This window comes from Flaviramulus sp., from assembly GCF_982512915.1.
This window is the reverse complement of sequence record NZ_CEWOCJ010000017.1, coordinates 17,925-34,301: the sequence shown is the minus strand read 5'-3', so window position 1 is coordinate 34,301 and position 16,377 is coordinate 17,925. Positions and strand designations below refer to the sequence as shown.

Below are 16,377 nucleotides of genomic sequence, written 5' to 3'. Positions count from 1 at the left end.
AAACAAAAGTAACAGTTTTAATGTAATTATTTTGAATTAACTTCGTCAAAGCTATAAGCTAAAATCAATTTTAATGAAATTTAGAGCACTTATTTTAGGAGCTATTTTAATGATAGTATCTTGCAAAAACAAAACTACATCAACTGTTGATTATTCTAAAGAAACATTAGAGGTTATTACAAGTGTGTATCCTGAGAATATATCGAAAGTGTTTGATGCGCACGGAGGTATTGATAAATGGAACTCTTTGAAATCTCTTGAGTTTACTATGAACAAACCAAATGGCGATGAAATAACAACTACAGATTTAAAAAACAGGAAGTCTTTAATTAGGATGCCTAATCACATAATTGGATTTGATGGTTATAGTGTTTGGTTAAAAAATAAAGATACAGCACAGTATAAAGGAAATCCTAAATTTTATTATAATTTGATGTTTTACTTTTATGCGATGCCTTTTATTTTAGGGGATGATGGTATTAACTACGAAACCGTTGCGCCTTTAGTTTTTGAAGAAACAAGTTATCCGGGGATAAAAATAACTTATGAAAGTGGTATAGGAGAATCACCTGAAGATGAATATATCGTATACTACGATTCAGAAACCCATCAAATGGTATGGTTGGGCTATACGGTAACTTATTTTTCTAAAGAAAAAAGTAACGAGTTTAATTTCATTAGATATAGTAACTGGCAAACAGTAGAAGGTTTATTATTACCTGAAATGTTAACTTGGTATAATTACGAGAATAATTTACCAACCACAAAACGAAATGATTTACAGTTTACTGATATAAAAGTAACAAAAGATAAACTTAATTCGGATATTTTCGCATTACCCGAGGATGCCCAAATTATGGAATAAAAAAAGCGAGCTAATTAGCTCGCTTTTTTTATGTTATTTTTTACTGTATTTGTCTGAATATCGCTTCCAGAGTTTGGTGTGGTGAGATTCTAAACTCACAAGTCGCCCATCGATATAGGCATGCGTAATGATATTTGTTCGCATATCTAAAGCATCACCTTCTGATATAAAAAGTGTGGCACTTTTTCCGCTTTCTAGAGTTCCATAAGCATCATCAATGCCTAAAATTTTAGCAGTATTAGATGTAATTAATTGTAAAGCTTGTTCTTTAGTTAAACCGTGTGCTACTGTTGTGCCAGCATAAAAAGGAAGGTTTCTAGAACTCATACGTTCCATTCTGCCACCGGCTACTTGTAATGCTACTAAAACACCTTTGTCTACTAATTCTTTAGCTGCCTTATAGGGCAAGTCATAATCATCATCTGTATTATTAGGAAGGGTGTGAGTTCGATTTAAAACAACCGAAACATTATTTTCTTTTAACATATCAGCTAATTTATAAGCTTCTCTACCACCAACTATAGTTACATGTTTTATATCATTTTCTTTTGCAAAACCAATCGCATCTACAATACCTTTCTCATCATCAACATTTATGTAAAGTTTTTTAGAACCATCAAAAAGTCCTTTTAAAGCTTCAAATGATAAATTTGTAATAGATTGATTTTCTTTAAAATATGCTTTTGCGTTATTAAAATTATCTGTTATTTCTTTAATTTGAATTGCATACTGATCATTCATTTTTATAGAAGGAACTTCACCTAACCACCAACGACCTCTAGAATAGTTGTTTGGCCAGTTCATGTGGATGCCTTCATCTACCTTGATAGCAGCATCTTCCCAGTTCCATGCATCAAATTGAACGATAGATGAGGTTCCAGAAATACGACCACCACGAGGTGTTATTTGACCTAATAAGACACCATTTGGTCTCATAGATTCTACTATTTTTGACTCGGCATTGTAAGCAATTAAACTTCTAATATGCGGATTCCAACTTCCTATTTCTTCTTCATCATCAGAAGCTTTTACAGCATCAATTTCAACCAACCCTAAAGTAGAATTAGGAACTATAATACCAGGATAAACATGTTTACCTTTAGCATTTATTACCTCACCAAGTCTCTCAATTTTTGTAGCAGCACTTCCAACAAAAGTTAATTTTCCGCCATCAAACATAATAAGTGAGTTCTCAATCACTTTACCATTTCCTAAATGCGCTGTTGCACCTTCAATAGAAATAGCACTAGTTTGTTTTTTAGCTGGCGTTTGTTGAGCTTGTGTTGTTCCAAATAGAACAAAGCATACTAAACTTATATATAAATTAAAATATTTCATTTTTTTCAGGTATTAATTAAATTCATGGTCAAGATAATCACAATGCATAATTTCTTTTTCTTTCTTCTTTATTGGTTGTGTTTTCAAGCCTTTATTTTTTGCTTGTAACATATCATTAATTAGGGCGCTTTTCTCTTTTAAGATATCATCTCTCATCATTTTATCGCGGTCTAAATCAAAATATGTAACACCTTCAATTATTGTTTTTTCGGCTTTAGCATAAATAGACATCGGATGATCTGTCCATAAAACAACATCGGCATCTTTACCAACTTTAATACTACCTACACGATCATCAATATGTAATAATTTTGCAGGGTTTAAGGTTACAAATTTCCAAGCTTCCTCTTCACTCATGCCTCCGTATTTAATAGTTTTTCCAGCTTCTTGGTTTAATCTTCTAGACATTTCAGCGTCATCACTATTAATGGCTACGGTAACACCGGCATTATGCATAATAGCAGCATTGTGAGGAATAGCATCAATAACCTCGTATTTATAAGCCCACCAATCACTAAAAGTAGAACCACCAACACCATGTTCGGCCATTTTATCAGCAACTTTATAACCTTCTAAAATATGTGTAAACGTATTGATATTGAAGTTGAATTTTTCGGCAACCTTCATAAGCATATTTATTTCGCTTTGAACATAAGAATGACAAGAAATAAATCTTTCTTTATTTAAAATTTCAGCAAGTACATCCATTTCTACATCTTGTCTGTAAGGTTTGCCACTTTTTTTTAACTTGTCATATTCTTGAGCTCTACTAAAATAATCGATGTATACTTGTTCAACACCCATTCTGGTTTGAGGAAAACGAACACCATTACTAGATCTTGATTGTTTTACATTTTCCCCTAAAGCGAATTTTATAAACTTTGGTGAATTATCATAAATTAAATTATCAGCTGATTCTCCCCATTTAAGTTTTATAATAGCTGAACGACCACCTATTGGATTTGCAGATCCATGTAAAATTTGTATGGAAGTAACACCACCTGCAAGGTTTCTGTATAAATTGATATCTTCATCATCAATAACATCTTCAATACTTACTTCTGCTGATGAATTTTGTCCACCCTCGTTTACGGAAGATGTTCCAATATGAGAATGTTCATCAATAATACCAGCCGTTAAATGTTTTCCTTTGGCATCAATTACTTTAGCACTTTTATCAGAAAGATTGGAGCCTATTTTTGCAATTTTACCATTTTTTATAAGAACATCTGTATTGGTTAAAATTCCATCTTTTTCGTTAGTCCAAACTGTTGCATTTTTAAAAAGTAAGGTTTCTTGCTGTGGCAGCGTTTTAAAACCGTAAGCCATATTTGGATATGTTACAGGAGCCATGGCGTTGTTTTCATCAATAGTAACCTCTTTTTTATCAGAACCTGTTTTGGATTCATCCTCTTTTGCTGAACTTACTTTTTTAGCTAAAAAATTGGTTTCATTTCCATCAGGAAAAATAGCTTTACCTTTAAATGAATCATCTTCAGAAACTTGAGCTCTAACTCGAATAAATTTTTGTGCTGTTGTATCACCAGTAGTCATAGAAATTTGAACCCAATCATCTTCAAAACTTATTTTTGAACCAAAAGATTGCTCATTACTTTTTATTTTAGATTTCAATTTTTTGGATTCACCTTCAACAGACATATTATATGTAGTGCCAGCTAATGAAAACTCATAATCACCACTAAGGTCTTTAGTGTTCATATTACTAATAACATTTTGTTGCCCTTGCACCCAGTTTTCGTAAAGTGTGGTTTTTTCGTCAAAAATATCACCAGAAGTAATTAAAAAATTAGCATACGCTCCAGTATTTAAACTTCCTATGGTAGATGATTTACCTAATATTTTTGCAGGAATAGAAGTAAGCGCTTCCAAAGCTTTTTCTTTAGATAGTCCATGTTTAATGGCTAACATAAGTTTGTCTTTAAAATCTTTTGGAGATTTTAATTGGTGTGTAGTTAAAGCGAAATTGATATTGTTTTCGGCTAATATTTTAGGGTTGTTAGGCTCTTGATTCCAAGCTCTCATGTCACTCAGAGATAATGAGTTTGATAAAAAGACATTCTCTACATCATAAGCATCTTTAAAGTTTATAGGAATGATAAATGTTGCGTTTGTGTTTTTAATTTCTTGTATACGCTCGTATTCATCACCACCACCTAAAAGTACGTATTGTATTCCAAATTGATCACCAACTTTATCAGCTCTTAAAGCATCGGTTCTACTTCCAGCTCCAAAAATTTGAACCAATCCTTTATTTTTATTTAAGGCTTCAATGGACAAGTCTTTTGTTTTACTTAACCCTTTAGTATACCAATCTGCGTCCAGATATAATTGGCGTAATAGCGCAATACTTCCCATAATAGAATTTGGGTATGCTTGTGCAGAAAGTGCACTTCTGCTAAAAGATAAATACTGTGCAGAATTTTCTTGAAGGATACGCGTTTCATTTCCGTCTTTGTCATTTAAAGCCACAAGTGTACCAGTTCCTCTATGTATCCCATCAGGTATGTGAGTATTTACAACTCCAAAACCAGCTTTCATTAAATCTTGAGCTTTTTTAGAATCAAACTCAAATTTTGAAAGGGCCGTATTCTCAGGCATGACATGATCATTCCAATAATAACCAGTTCTACTAGCGTCGTATTGAGGTGATTGACTTCTACTCCTTCTATCTGCTTCTGGTTTTTTAATTCCAAAATCTGAATAAATATCAATAAAAGAAGGATAAATACTTTTACCTTCAAGATTGATAACCGTTGTGTTTTTTGGTATTGATATGTTTGTTCCAGCAGAAAGTACTTTTCCATCCTTAATTAACATGGTTCCGTTAGAAATTGATTGGCCAGGAGAAACATAAATTTTTGCATTGGTAAAGGCTGTGTAATTGGTGTTGGTTGTTTTAACACCGTCATTTTTCGGAAAATAGTCTTGTCCAAACAATGTTGTACAGCATAATAAGCCCAGGGCTCCTATGAAGTTTTTAATCATAAATAAAAGAGGTTAGTTAATATTTCCTTAAAAATAAAGTTTAAAACTGAGATTTATTGTTAAATAAAAAAGTTTTAACGTTTGTTTAAGATACTTTATTCTTCATAGAAATAATTAGTAAATAAGGCTACCACATAACTATAACTTTCCATGCCTTTACTTTGTTTGTTTGCTTTTAAAAAATTACTATAAAATATTTTAAAGTAAGGTTCTAAAGGGTTTTGATGTGCTTCCCAAAAAAGTCTCACTTCCTCGTAGTTTTTTAAAACACCTTTATTAACATTGGTAATCATTTTTTCAAATAACTCAGAATCTCTATTGTAAATCTCATTTAAACAAAAGCGAAGTGCAAAAGCATAACCAGTATAATTAAAATAAATATTTTCGTGTTTTATAGCAGCTAAACATCCAATAAAATTAGCTTCGTTTTCTGCAGCATAACCCAATTGATGTGCTATTTCATGGGATGCTGTGGTAGGGTATTTATATATTGGTATCAAGCCATCAACTTGGGCTTCATTAGTTAATGGGTTTAAATAGCCACTAAATCCCATATAGGTAAGCGGATAACTAAACAATGAGGTTTTAATGCTTTTAGGATGATATTCTAAATGAGGAAATATCTCTTTTAAGTTTTCATAACCTTGAGGGACTAAATTTAAAAGTTCACTTTTAGTAAAAGGTATGTCTGCTTTTAAGGTATCATTTTTTGTGATTTTTAAATGTAATTGATTTGTTTTTTGGATGAGTTTTTCAGTAACCGTAATAAGTTGCTCTGTTGTGTAATTTGATTTTAAATTTAAACTTTTATAAAGGGGTAATCTGTAATAATTTAAGCCCCAAAATAGGTGAAAGGCAAAATAAATGATGGATACCGTAGAAAAAACATCAATAAACCAGTTTTTTGTGTCTTTTCTGAGTCGCTTTCGGTTATTAATAATCCATCGCAATACATAAATTATAGTTATGGTATAAACTAAATCTCCAAAAGAGATGGGAAACCATCCTAAAGTATATCTAAAAAACTTCGATATAAATGGGTAAAAACCATTGCTATAAAATTGCTCAACAAACTCTGGAAAGTTAGAAATTAGCTTAACTAATAAATATTGTGGAATTATGGTAAGTGCAATTAAGGTTTTTTTGTTTTTCAGCATATTCAAAAATAGGGAAATGTTTATAATTCCTAACTAGAATAACTACCTTTGTATCATACTAATTTTAATGCTATGGATTCAGAAATTAGAAAACTTAAGCCAGAACAACTTTGGAATAAATTTGCCGATTTAAATGCTGTACCTCGTCCTTCAAAAAAAGAAGCTCGTGTTATCGCTTTTATGAAAGATTTTGGTAAAAACCTAGGTTTAGAAACTATAGAAGATGAAGTTGGTAATGTAATTATAAGAAAATCTGCAACTCCAGGAATGGAAAACAGGACTACTATTGTAATGCAATCACATTTAGATATGGTTCACCAGAAAAATAGCGATACGATTTTTGATTTTGATAATCAAGGAATAGATATGTATGTTGATGGTGATTGGGTACGTGCAAAAGGAACTACTTTAGGTGCAGATAATGGATTAGGAGTAGCTACTATTATGGCTATTTTAGAAAGTAACGACATATCTCACCCTGCTATTGAAGCGTTGTTTACCATAGACGAAGAAACCGGAATGACAGGCGCGATGGGATTGAAAGGTGGTTTACTTACTGGTGGAATTTTACTAAACTTAGATACTGAAGAAGATGATGAAATTGGAGTAGGTTGCGCAGGAGGTATCGATGTTACTGCCACTAGAACTTATAATGAAGAGGAAACTCCAGAATTTAAAATAGGCTTTAAAATTTCTGTAAAAGGATTGCAAGGTGGGCATTCTGGAATGCAAATTCATGAAGGTTTAGGTAATGCCAATAAAATAATGAATCGATTACTTTTTGATGGATTTGAAAATTTTGGTTTGCGAATTTCTGAAATTGATGGTGGTAGTTTAAGAAATGCTATTCCACGAGAAAGTAATGCTTTGTTAGCAATAGATGCCATTCATGAAGTTATTTTTCTTGAAGAAATGGAAGTTTTAGCTAAAACCATTAAAACTGAGTTAAAAACCATGGAGCCTGATTTGCAAATTTCGGTTTCCAAAACGGAAACACCAGAAAAAATAATGGATTTAGGTGTTCAGGAAGGTTTAACAAGAGCTATTTATGCTGCTTTAAATGGGGTTTATAGAATGAGTGCTGATATACCAAATTTAGTTGAAACTTCAAATAATATAGCTAGGGTATTAGTAAAAAATGGTCACATTCATATTGGTTGTTTAACCCGATCTTCGGTTGAGACTTCTAAACTAGATTTAGCCAATACACTTCGTGCTACCTTTGAGTTAACGGGTTGCGAGGTTGAATTCTCTGGGGATTATCCTGGTTGGACTCCAAATATGGATTCTCCAATATTAAAAGTGATGAGCAAGCTTTACGAAGATTTAAATGATGAAAAACCACACGTGGCGGCTTGTCATGCAGGTTTAGAATGTGGTATTTTAGGAACTAATTACCCAACTATGGATATGATAAGTTTTGGACCAAACATTAAAGGAGCACATTCACCAGATGAACGTGCACAAATTTCATCAGTTCAAAAATATTGGAAGTTTGTATTAGAGATTTTAAAGCACATTCCGTTTAAGTAAAAAAAATATTTAAATCTCTTTTAGTCAAGGCTCCATACATAATTTTAAATAAAATAAAATTATATCTATTTGTTATTTGATGTTATACCAACTTAGGTGATTTTATTTTTACAAAGTCAAAATGATAACTAGAGCCCTAGGGAACCGGATCGTAGCCACCTCCTCCCCAAGGATGACAACTAAAAATACGTTTTATCGCAAGCCATCCACCTTTAACTAGACCATGTTTCTTTAAGGCTTCCTTTGAGTAATGAGAACAAGTTGGTTGAAATCTGCAAGTTGCAGGTGTTAATGGAGATATCAATGTTTGATACACTTTTATCAAAAACAAAAACGGTGCAATTAGTATTTTTTTCATTTTGACAATTCTGCATTTAAATTATCTATAAAGTTAAACTGCGGCAGGAATCTATCTTTAATTAAGAATTGAATTCCGCATCAAGAGCAGAATGATAAACACGCGATTAGTTAATTGAAAACGTGGTGCCTTCTTTACTGTCTTTTAGCTGAATTCCAACTTCTGCTAATTCATCACGAATTTTATCAGACATGGCAAAGTCTTTATTCGCTCTAGCATCTTGTCTTAATTTAATTAATAAATCAACAGCACCAGTAAGTTTATCAGTGGCAGTATCATTTTTAGCAGAATTTGTAAGTCCTAAAACATCAAAAACAAAAGCACTAATGGTCTCTTTAAAAATTTTAAAATCTTCAGCGTTTATTGTTTGAGTTCCTTCTTTAATTTGATTGATATATTTAGCAGCTTCAAATAAATGAGCAATTAAAATAGGGGAGTTAAAATCGTCATTCATAGCATCATAACATTTCTGTTTCCATGCTAAAACATCCATAGTTGATATTTTAGAAACTTTTAAATTATCTAATAAATTAACGGCATCCATCAATCTATAAAACCCTTTTTCACTTGCTAATAGACCATCATCAGTTAAATCTAAAACACTTCGGTAAGACGACATCGCATTAAAAAAACGAATTACACTAGGAGCATAAGCTTTACTAAAAAACTTATTCTTTCCTGATAATAATTCATCGGGATTAACCGTGTTTCCAGTAGATTTAGACATGCGCTGTCCGTTTAATTCTAGCATATTAGCATGCATCCAATAGTTTACAGGTGATTTTCCTTTTGCGGCTTCATTTTGAGCAATTTCACATTCGTGATGCGGGAATTTCAAATCCATTCCGCCACCATGTATATCAAATTGCTCACCTAAATACTTGGTGCTCATAGCAGTACATTCTAGATGCCAGCCAGGAAATCCATCACTCCATGGCGAAGGCCAGCGCATAATATGTTGGGGTTCTGCTTTCTTCCAAAGTGCAAAATCTTGCGGATTTTTTTTATCGCTCTGTCCATCTAATTCACGTGTATTATGAATTAAATCTTCCAGTTTACGCTTGCTTAGTTTACCGTATTCATTCGTTTCATTAAACTTATATACATCAAAATAAACCGATCCATTTACTTCATAAGCAAAGCCATTATCAATAATATTTTTTATGAGTTCAATTTGCTCAATAATATGACCAGTTGCAGTAGGTTCTATACTAGGTGGTAAAAAATTTAATATGTTTAATATGTTGTGAAAATCAACGGTGTAACGTTGCACCACTTCCATAGGTTCAATTTGTTCTAAACGTGCTTTTTTAGTGATTTTATCTTCACCAATATCAGCATCGTTTTCTAAATGTCCGGCATCAGTAATATTTCTTACATACCTTACTTTATATCCTAAATGTTTTAAATACCTAAAAATCATATCAAACGACATGAATGTTCTTACGTTACCTAAGTGTACATTACTGTAAACCGTTGGTCCGCAAACATACATACCCACATATCCTGGTTCAATGGGTTTGAAAATTTCTTTTTTTCCAGTTAATGAATTGTATAGTTTTATTTGATTTTCTTGATATAATTGCATGCTGATTTATTGGTGTGTTGGAACAAATTGAATTAAAACTTAGTATCTAATTTGATATAATCTAAAAATTCTCTTCTTACAGCTTTCTCTTTAAACTTTCCGCCAAATTCTGAAGTTACAGTGCTGCTTTCTATATCCCTAATACCTCTAGAATTTACACATAAATGTTTGGCGTCAATTACGCAAGCTACATCTTGAGTATTTAAAACTTCTTGAAGCTCTTTAACTATTTGAATAGTTAAACGCTCTTGTACTTGAGGGCGTTTTGCATAATAATCAACAATCCGGTTCATTTTAGAAAGCCCTACAACAGTACCTTTAGAAATATAAGCAATGTGAGCCTTTCCTACAATAGGTAATAGATGGTGCTCGCAAGTTGAGTAGAGTGTAATGTTTTTTTCAACAAGCATTTCGCCATATTTGTATTTGTTTTGAAAGGTTGAAGCGCTTGGTTTTTTACTAGGGTCTAAGCCTCCAAAGATTTCTTTAACAAACATTTTAGCAACCCTATTAGGTGTGCCATTTAAACTGTCGTCTGTTAAATCTAAACCCAGGGTTTCCATTATATGGCGAACATCAGATTTAATTATTTCAATTTTCTCTTCATTTGAGAGTTCAAAAGCGTCTAATCTCAGTGGGGTATTTGATGAAGTTCCAACATGGTCTTCTCCTAAAGAATCATAATTTTCTATGTTATTGTCAATTTTCATCAGTAAAAAACATCTTTAATTAAGTTTGCAAAGATAAACAATTCCGTTTTGTTATAATTTATCTTAACAAACAATTATCGGGTAGTCATGGTCTCATTATTTTTTATTAAAAAAATAAAAAGCTTGAACTTTTGAGGTTCAAGCTTTTATGATATGACTAATTTTTATTTTAAATATTAAAGCTTAATGATAAAGTTATATTTGAAATTTTTCTATCTATAGTAGCGGTTTCAACAAGTCCAGAGTTAAATAAAGGTGTTTCAAATGATCTGTCAGATTCATCAAATGTTATATCTAATTTTGTATTTCCAAAATTATAACCTAAGCCAAGTGAGTAACCTGTCAAATCACCTACGGTTACTCCATTTAGGTATGGGCTTTCTTCAAAGCGGTAACCTCCTCTAAAACTCCATTGTTTTACTTTGTACTCACCGCCAACTCTATAGGTAGCAGCATCCGTAAATACATTACTCATGATGTTATTTTGATCAGCATAAAAAGCATCATTAGTTGGTCTGAATTCTGTTTTACTGAAATCTTTTTTAGAGTAATCAAAACTTATTAAACCTTGTTTTGAAAACACATATGCCAAACTTCCAGTTATTTTAGATGGTGTTTTAAGTCTGTATTGAGGATAAATATTAACAACATCAGGAAAAATATCTGTAAATCCATTTATACCATCTGTAGCTAAATATTGGGTTGCTTCTTCTTCAATAGTATACCAAGTTGGAGAATCATAAGTTAATCCCACTCTAAATTCTGGGCTTAATTTCATAATACCACCTAATTGAAAAGAAAAACCATTACCTCTAGTTGATAAATTATTTTCAAACTCAATATAATCAACTAAAGATCCTGCATTAGAATTTTCTTCAAATAAAAGAGTAGTGCGTTGGTAATCAATAAAATGTGTATTTAAGTTTAAGCCTAAATACAAATTGTCTTCGTATTGGGTTGCAAAGTTAAAAGTAACTTTACCATTATAACCAGTAGCAGCATAGCTGTAATCATGACTAAAATTACCGGGTGACACATTTGAAGTATAAAGGGTATTAGCGTCATCATTAATATCATCTGGTTCTAGTATAAATGATTCGAAGCCCAGAAATGCTTGTTGATGTGCAAAGCCATAAATTTCTCCTATATCTTGGTAGGCTCTGGATAAAGATTCTCCTGGTAGAGCCGATATCTCGTCCAATCTTTTTCCGTCTGCAAAATCGTAAAAATAACTAGCAATTGAGTTGCTAAATTGTCCATCATCATTTGTGTTATTGCCAAAAGCAAACCAATTATCTTCATGGTTATTAGTTTTGTCGTAAGCGATCGATAGGGTGAATTTTCTCCAAGGAGAATTGTTGGTATTTGCAAAAACAAAGGCAGCACCACCTTGATTGATATCAAAAACAGATTCGTTAGAGTTACCAAAACCATTGAAGTAACTTGTATTATTTTTAATATATATGTTTGAAACAGAAAATGATGCTTGACTTTGACTAAACACAGCTGAACCAGCAGGGTTTAAACTCACAGCACTCATATCACCTCCTAATGCACCAAATGCCCCACTTAAGGCTCTAAAGCGAGCAGTTCCTTGAATTTCACTTTGTGAAAAGCGTAACGCATCACTAATGTCTTGTGCGTAAAGTGTAGACATAGATAGCATACCTATGAATAGTAAATGTAACTTTTTCATACAGTTTTTTCTTTTATTATGATAAATTAACCACGTCTACCACCGCTTCTTGACGATGAACCAGAACTACTTCTGCTGCTGCTGCCAGATGATCTGGTTGAAGAGCCACTAGAAGAACTAGAACTTCTACTTGGTGTGTAGGTTGAATTTGAACTTCTATTAGATGAAGGTTGATTATAACTCGAATTATTTGTTGAAGATGACCTTCTAAACGTGCTTCCGGAATTAGAATTACTTCTCACTGTTGGTGAAGAATATCTATTTGTAGAATTTGTAGATGGTGTTCTTACTGTTGATGAAGCTCTTCTTTCGATATTAGAAGAAACTCTTGTACCATTTGAGTTATAATTTCTTCTGTCTGCAGAAACACCATTAGAACTTATACTAGATCTTCTAGATATATTATATTTTGAAGTCACGGTATTTCTTGATGTTACAGAGCTACGCCTGTTAGTGTTTATGCTATTAATACTATTTCTGTTACTTACAGAATTAATATCTCTACTTGAATAATTACTACCTCTTCTGGTGGCGCTTAATGAAGAACTTCTTCCGTAATATGAATTTCCGGCCCAGGCATTGTTTCTTCCCCAGCCATTATTCCAACCCCAGCCAACGTTCCAGCCAAAATTATTCCATCCCCATCCATTATTCCATCCAAAGTTATTCCATCCCCAATTATTCCATCGGTTCCAGCCCCAGTTTCCACGATATATTGAAGGTCCCCAGAAAGGATCATACCAGCCAGCACCCCAACCATTATTTAAAACCCAACCAGCATTTAAACCCCAATTATTCCAACCAAAGTTATTCCATCCGTTATCTATGTAATTTATAGTTACACTATTACTATTTTGACCCCAACCAGCATAACCATTATAATTATTAGCTATACTATCATTTTCAACAAAATTATCATTTTGATAACTATCTATGTCTGTAAAAATAGCGTCATCATCATAAAAATTTTCAGATTCAATGGATTTGGTTTTAAAATAGTTTGTGTAATAACTATTGCTAGCTTCAGTATTTGCCTCAACAACTTTTTCCTCGTTAATTACTAGTACTTTTGTATCGCCATAAATACCATCGTTATCTACTCCAACATATTGATATGAACCGCAAGATGATAAACCTATTAGTAATATTAGTATTGCTAAATGTGGTATTTTTCTATTTAAGTAGTTGTTAAATTGCATATCTCTAGATTTTAATTGTTGGACATAACAAAAATAGTTAGTTTTGCTGAACTATTTTTTTATTTAACATAATCACAATATTTGTGCCAAAATATAAGTATGAGTAAAAAACTTACTAGTAGATCAGAAGATTATTCAAAATGGTACAACGAATTAGTTGTAAAAGCAGACCTTGCGGAGAATTCTGCTGTTAGAGGTTGTATGGTTATAAAACCTTACGGATATGCTATTTGGGAGAAAATGCAAGCAGAATTAGATAGAATGTTTAAAGAAACGGGTCATCAAAATGCTTATTTCCCATTATTTGTTCCTAAAAGTTTATTTGAAGCCGAGGAAAAAAATGCTGAAGGATTTGCAAAAGAATGTGCTATTGTAACTCACTACAGATTACAAAACGATCCTGATAAACCGGGTAAACTAAGAGTTGATCCAGATGCTAAGTTAGAAGAAGAGCTCATTGTTAGGCCAACTAGTGAAGCAATTATATGGAATACTTACAGAAACTGGATTCAATCATACCGAGATTTACCATTATTAATTAATCAATGGGCTAATGTAGTGCGTTGGGAAATGCGTACACGTTTGTTTTTGAGAACTGCAGAATTTTTATGGCAAGAAGGTCATACAGCACATGCTACAAAAGCAGAAGCTATAGAGGAAGCAAAATTGATGAATAATGTGTATGCTACCTTTGTTGAGAATTTCATGGCAATTCCAGTAATACAAGGTTTAAAAACTGAAAGCGAGCGTTTTGCAGGTGCTGAGGAAACTTTTTGTATAGAAGCTTTAATGCAAGATGGAAAGGCTTTACAAGCTGGAACCTCACATTTCCTAGGGCAAAATTTCGCAAAAGCGTTTGATGTTAAGTTTGCTAATAAAGAAGGTAAGCAGGAATATGTTTGGGCTACTTCATGGGGTGTTTCAACCAGATTAGTTGGTGCTTTAATCATGACTCATAGTGATGATAATGGATTAGTATTGCCTCCAAGTTTAGCACCAAATCAAGTAGTGGTAGTGCCAATATATAAAAGTGAAGAAGAGTTAGAAGCTGTTACAAACGTTGTAAATAGTATTATTAAAGATTTACGTAACAAAAATATTTCTGTAAAGTTTGATAATAGAGATACTTTAAGGCCAGGGGCTAAATTTGCCCAACACGAATTACAAGGTGTACCATTAAGAATAGCTATTGGTGCTAGAGATCTAGAAAACGGAACAGTTGAGTTAGCTAGACGAGATACATTATCAAAAGAAATTGTCTCATTAAATGGTTTAACTATTAAAGTTGAAGGATTATTGACTGAAATTCAAGATGAATTATTTAAAAAGGCATTAAGTTTTAGAGATAATCATATTACAGAAGTTGATACTTTTGAAGCATTTATAGAGGTTTTGGAGACCAAAACAGGTTTTATTTCAGCACATTGGGATGGTACTTCAGAAACCGAAGAGAAAATAAAAGAGTTAACAAAAGCAACCATTAGATGCATTCCATTGGAAGCTAAAGAAGAAAACGGGGTTTGTGTTTACTCTGGAAAGCCTTCAAAACGTAGAGTATTGTTCGCAAAAGCATACTAAATTATTTTTTTTTAAAAAAAAATTATATAGCACTTGCAACATTTAAAAATAGTTGTATTTTTGCATCCGCAATGGAAACATTGTAAGTTATTTGAAACGTATTGTAAGACTTGAATTAATATTTAAAAATTACATACCAAAAACAAATGGCCCGTTCGTCTATCGGCTAGGACGCCAGGTTTTCATCCTGGTAAGAGGGGTTCGATTCCCCTACGGGCTACAATTTTTAAAAAATAAAAAATACAAAATGGCAAATCATAAGTCAGCATTAAAAAGAATTAGAAGTAGCGAAGCGAAGCGTGTTGTAAATAGATACAAACACAAAACGACTCGTAATGCTATTAAAAAATTACGTGAGATAACTGATAAAAAAGAAGCTGAAGTATTATTTTCTTCTGTTTCATCTATGTTAGATAAATTAGCTAAGAAAAACATCATACATGCCAACAAAGCTGCAAACCTTAAATCTGGTTTAGCAAAACACGTTTCTGCATTATAATAAAGTTATAAACTTTACACATACATAAAAGCTTCTCAGAAATGAGAAGTTTTTTTTTGTTTCAATTTTCATATTTATTTTTTAGTTACTAAATCAAACTTTTTGTGTTATTTATGTTTAACATGAAATATGAATTTATAACTTTTCTTTTTAGTTTTTGGATTTCAAACTAAATAATTAAGATTTCTTTATATGATAAAAATCATATTTTCTTAGTTTGTTTCAATAGAACTTTGCATAGTAATAATAAATCAGAACTACTATGTGTACTATTAAAAATAAGTGTTTTGTTAGCCAATTAAGCTTAATGGTGTTTTTCTTATTAACACCCAATTTGTTTCAAGCACAAGAATTCAATTTAATAAATAGTGAATCTTCCCTAAAAGTATTTGGTACTTCTAGTTTACACGATTGGCATATTGATGCTGAAACTAAAAGTGGTAAGCTGGTATTTAATAATCTGGAAACTGCTGAAATTTCAACTTGTGATTTCAAAGTGATTTCCGAAAGTCTAAAAAGTGGAAAAAAATCTATGGATAAAAACACTTACAAGGCTTTAAATACAGAGTCTCATAAATCTATATCATTTCAACTTATTGAAGTAAAAGAAATTATAAAAAATGGTTATGGTAACTTTTTACTTAAATGTACAGGAAATTTAACAATTATAGGTGTTAAAAAACTAGTTTCAATAGAATTTAATTTAGAAGCTAAAGATGATAAAATATCCTTATCAGGAGAAAAATCTATAAAAATGACAGATTTTAATATAGAACCTCCAACAGCTTTATTTGGCACAATAACTACCGGAGATGACTTAACCATAAAATTTAAAACAATTTATAAATAA

13 protein-coding genes and 1 tRNA gene are annotated in these 16,377 nt (G+C 32.1%); 6 read left to right on the top strand and 8 right to left on the bottom strand.

Annotated elements, in window-relative coordinates:
- The first annotated feature begins 73 nt into the window (after window positions 1–73).
- Window positions 74–865, top strand: coding sequence for a DUF6503 family protein (locus AC1XJX_RS10950; RefSeq protein WP_482004023.1), 792 nt, complete (start codon window positions 74–76; stop codon window positions 863–865).
- Window positions 866–898: 33 nt separating this feature from the next.
- Here AC1XJX_RS10950 and AC1XJX_RS10945 read toward each other — a convergent pair whose 3' ends face one another.
- The 3 genes from AC1XJX_RS10945 to AC1XJX_RS10935 form a co-directional block, all read right to left on the bottom strand.
- Window positions 899–2,203 (bottom strand): amidohydrolase family protein, encoded by a 1,305-nt coding sequence (locus AC1XJX_RS10945; protein ID WP_482004022.1) that lies wholly within the window; start codon window positions 2,201–2,203, stop codon window positions 899–901.
- 12 nt (window positions 2,204–2,215) lie between these two features.
- A complete protein-coding gene (locus tag AC1XJX_RS10940; RefSeq protein ID WP_482004021.1) occupies window positions 2,216–5,209 on the bottom strand; it encodes an amidohydrolase family protein in 2,994 nt (997 codons plus the stop codon).
- A 95-nt stretch (window positions 5,210–5,304) separates the two neighbouring features.
- Window positions 5,305–6,366 carry a DUF3810 domain-containing protein gene (locus AC1XJX_RS10935; protein ID WP_482004020.1) on the bottom strand — a complete coding sequence of 354 codons (1,062 nt, stop codon included), beginning with the start codon at window positions 6,364–6,366 and terminating at the stop codon, window positions 5,305–5,307.
- Window positions 6,367–6,438: 72 nt separating this feature from the next.
- On the opposite strand from AC1XJX_RS10935, the gene AC1XJX_RS10930 reads away from it, so the two are divergent.
- A complete protein-coding gene (locus AC1XJX_RS10930) occupies window positions 6,439–7,899 on the top strand; it encodes an aminoacyl-histidine dipeptidase (protein WP_482004019.1) in 1,461 nt (486 codons plus the stop codon).
- A gap of 136 nt (window positions 7,900–8,035) precedes the next feature.
- On the opposite strand, the gene yidD is transcribed toward AC1XJX_RS10930, so the two are convergent.
- From yidD to AC1XJX_RS10905, 5 genes are all read right to left on the bottom strand, one after another.
- Window positions 8,036–8,257: a membrane protein insertion efficiency factor YidD gene (gene yidD, locus AC1XJX_RS10925; protein ID WP_482004018.1), complete on the bottom strand. Its 222-nt coding sequence runs from the start codon at window positions 8,255–8,257 to the stop codon at window positions 8,036–8,038.
- Between the two features lie 106 nt (window positions 8,258–8,363).
- Window positions 8,364–9,845: a cysteine--tRNA ligase gene (gene cysS, locus AC1XJX_RS10920; RefSeq protein WP_482004017.1), complete on the bottom strand. Its 1,482-nt coding sequence runs from the start codon at window positions 9,843–9,845 to the stop codon at window positions 8,364–8,366.
- 32 nt (window positions 9,846–9,877) lie between these two features.
- A complete protein-coding gene (gene folE / locus AC1XJX_RS10915) occupies window positions 9,878–10,555 on the bottom strand; it encodes a GTP cyclohydrolase I FolE (RefSeq protein ID WP_482004016.1) in 678 nt (225 codons plus the stop codon).
- A gap of 169 nt (window positions 10,556–10,724) precedes the next feature.
- Window positions 10,725–12,251 carry an OmpP1/FadL family transporter gene (locus tag AC1XJX_RS10910; RefSeq protein ID WP_482004015.1) on the bottom strand — a complete coding sequence of 509 codons (1,527 nt, stop codon included), beginning with the start codon at window positions 12,249–12,251 and terminating at the stop codon, window positions 10,725–10,727.
- A 26-nt stretch (window positions 12,252–12,277) separates the two neighbouring features.
- Window positions 12,278–13,450: a hypothetical protein gene (locus AC1XJX_RS10905; protein WP_482004014.1), complete on the bottom strand. Its 1,173-nt coding sequence runs from the start codon at window positions 13,448–13,450 to the stop codon at window positions 12,278–12,280.
- Between the two features lie 99 nt (window positions 13,451–13,549).
- Here AC1XJX_RS10905 and proS point away from each other — a divergent pair, with 99 nt between their 5' ends.
- The 4 genes from proS (at window position 13,550) to AC1XJX_RS10885 (ending at window position 16,377) form a co-directional block, all read left to right on the top strand.
- On the top strand, window positions 13,550–15,028 hold the full coding sequence (proS, locus tag AC1XJX_RS10900) for a proline--tRNA ligase (protein ID WP_482004013.1): 1,479 nt from the start codon (window positions 13,550–13,552) through the stop codon (window positions 15,026–15,028).
- A 148-nt stretch (window positions 15,029–15,176) separates the two neighbouring features.
- A tRNA-Glu gene (locus AC1XJX_RS10895) sits at window positions 15,177–15,248 on the top strand.
- A gap of 27 nt (window positions 15,249–15,275) precedes the next feature.
- Complete coding sequence (rpsT, locus tag AC1XJX_RS10890; RefSeq protein ID WP_482004012.1) at window positions 15,276–15,527, top strand: 30S ribosomal protein S20; 252 nt, start codon at window positions 15,276–15,278, stop codon at window positions 15,525–15,527.
- A gap of 307 nt (window positions 15,528–15,834) precedes the next feature.
- The gene (locus AC1XJX_RS10885; RefSeq protein ID WP_482004011.1) at window positions 15,835–16,377 is read left to right on the top strand and encodes a YceI family protein; all 543 of its coding nucleotides are present in this window, start codon (window positions 15,835–15,837) and stop codon (window positions 16,375–16,377) included.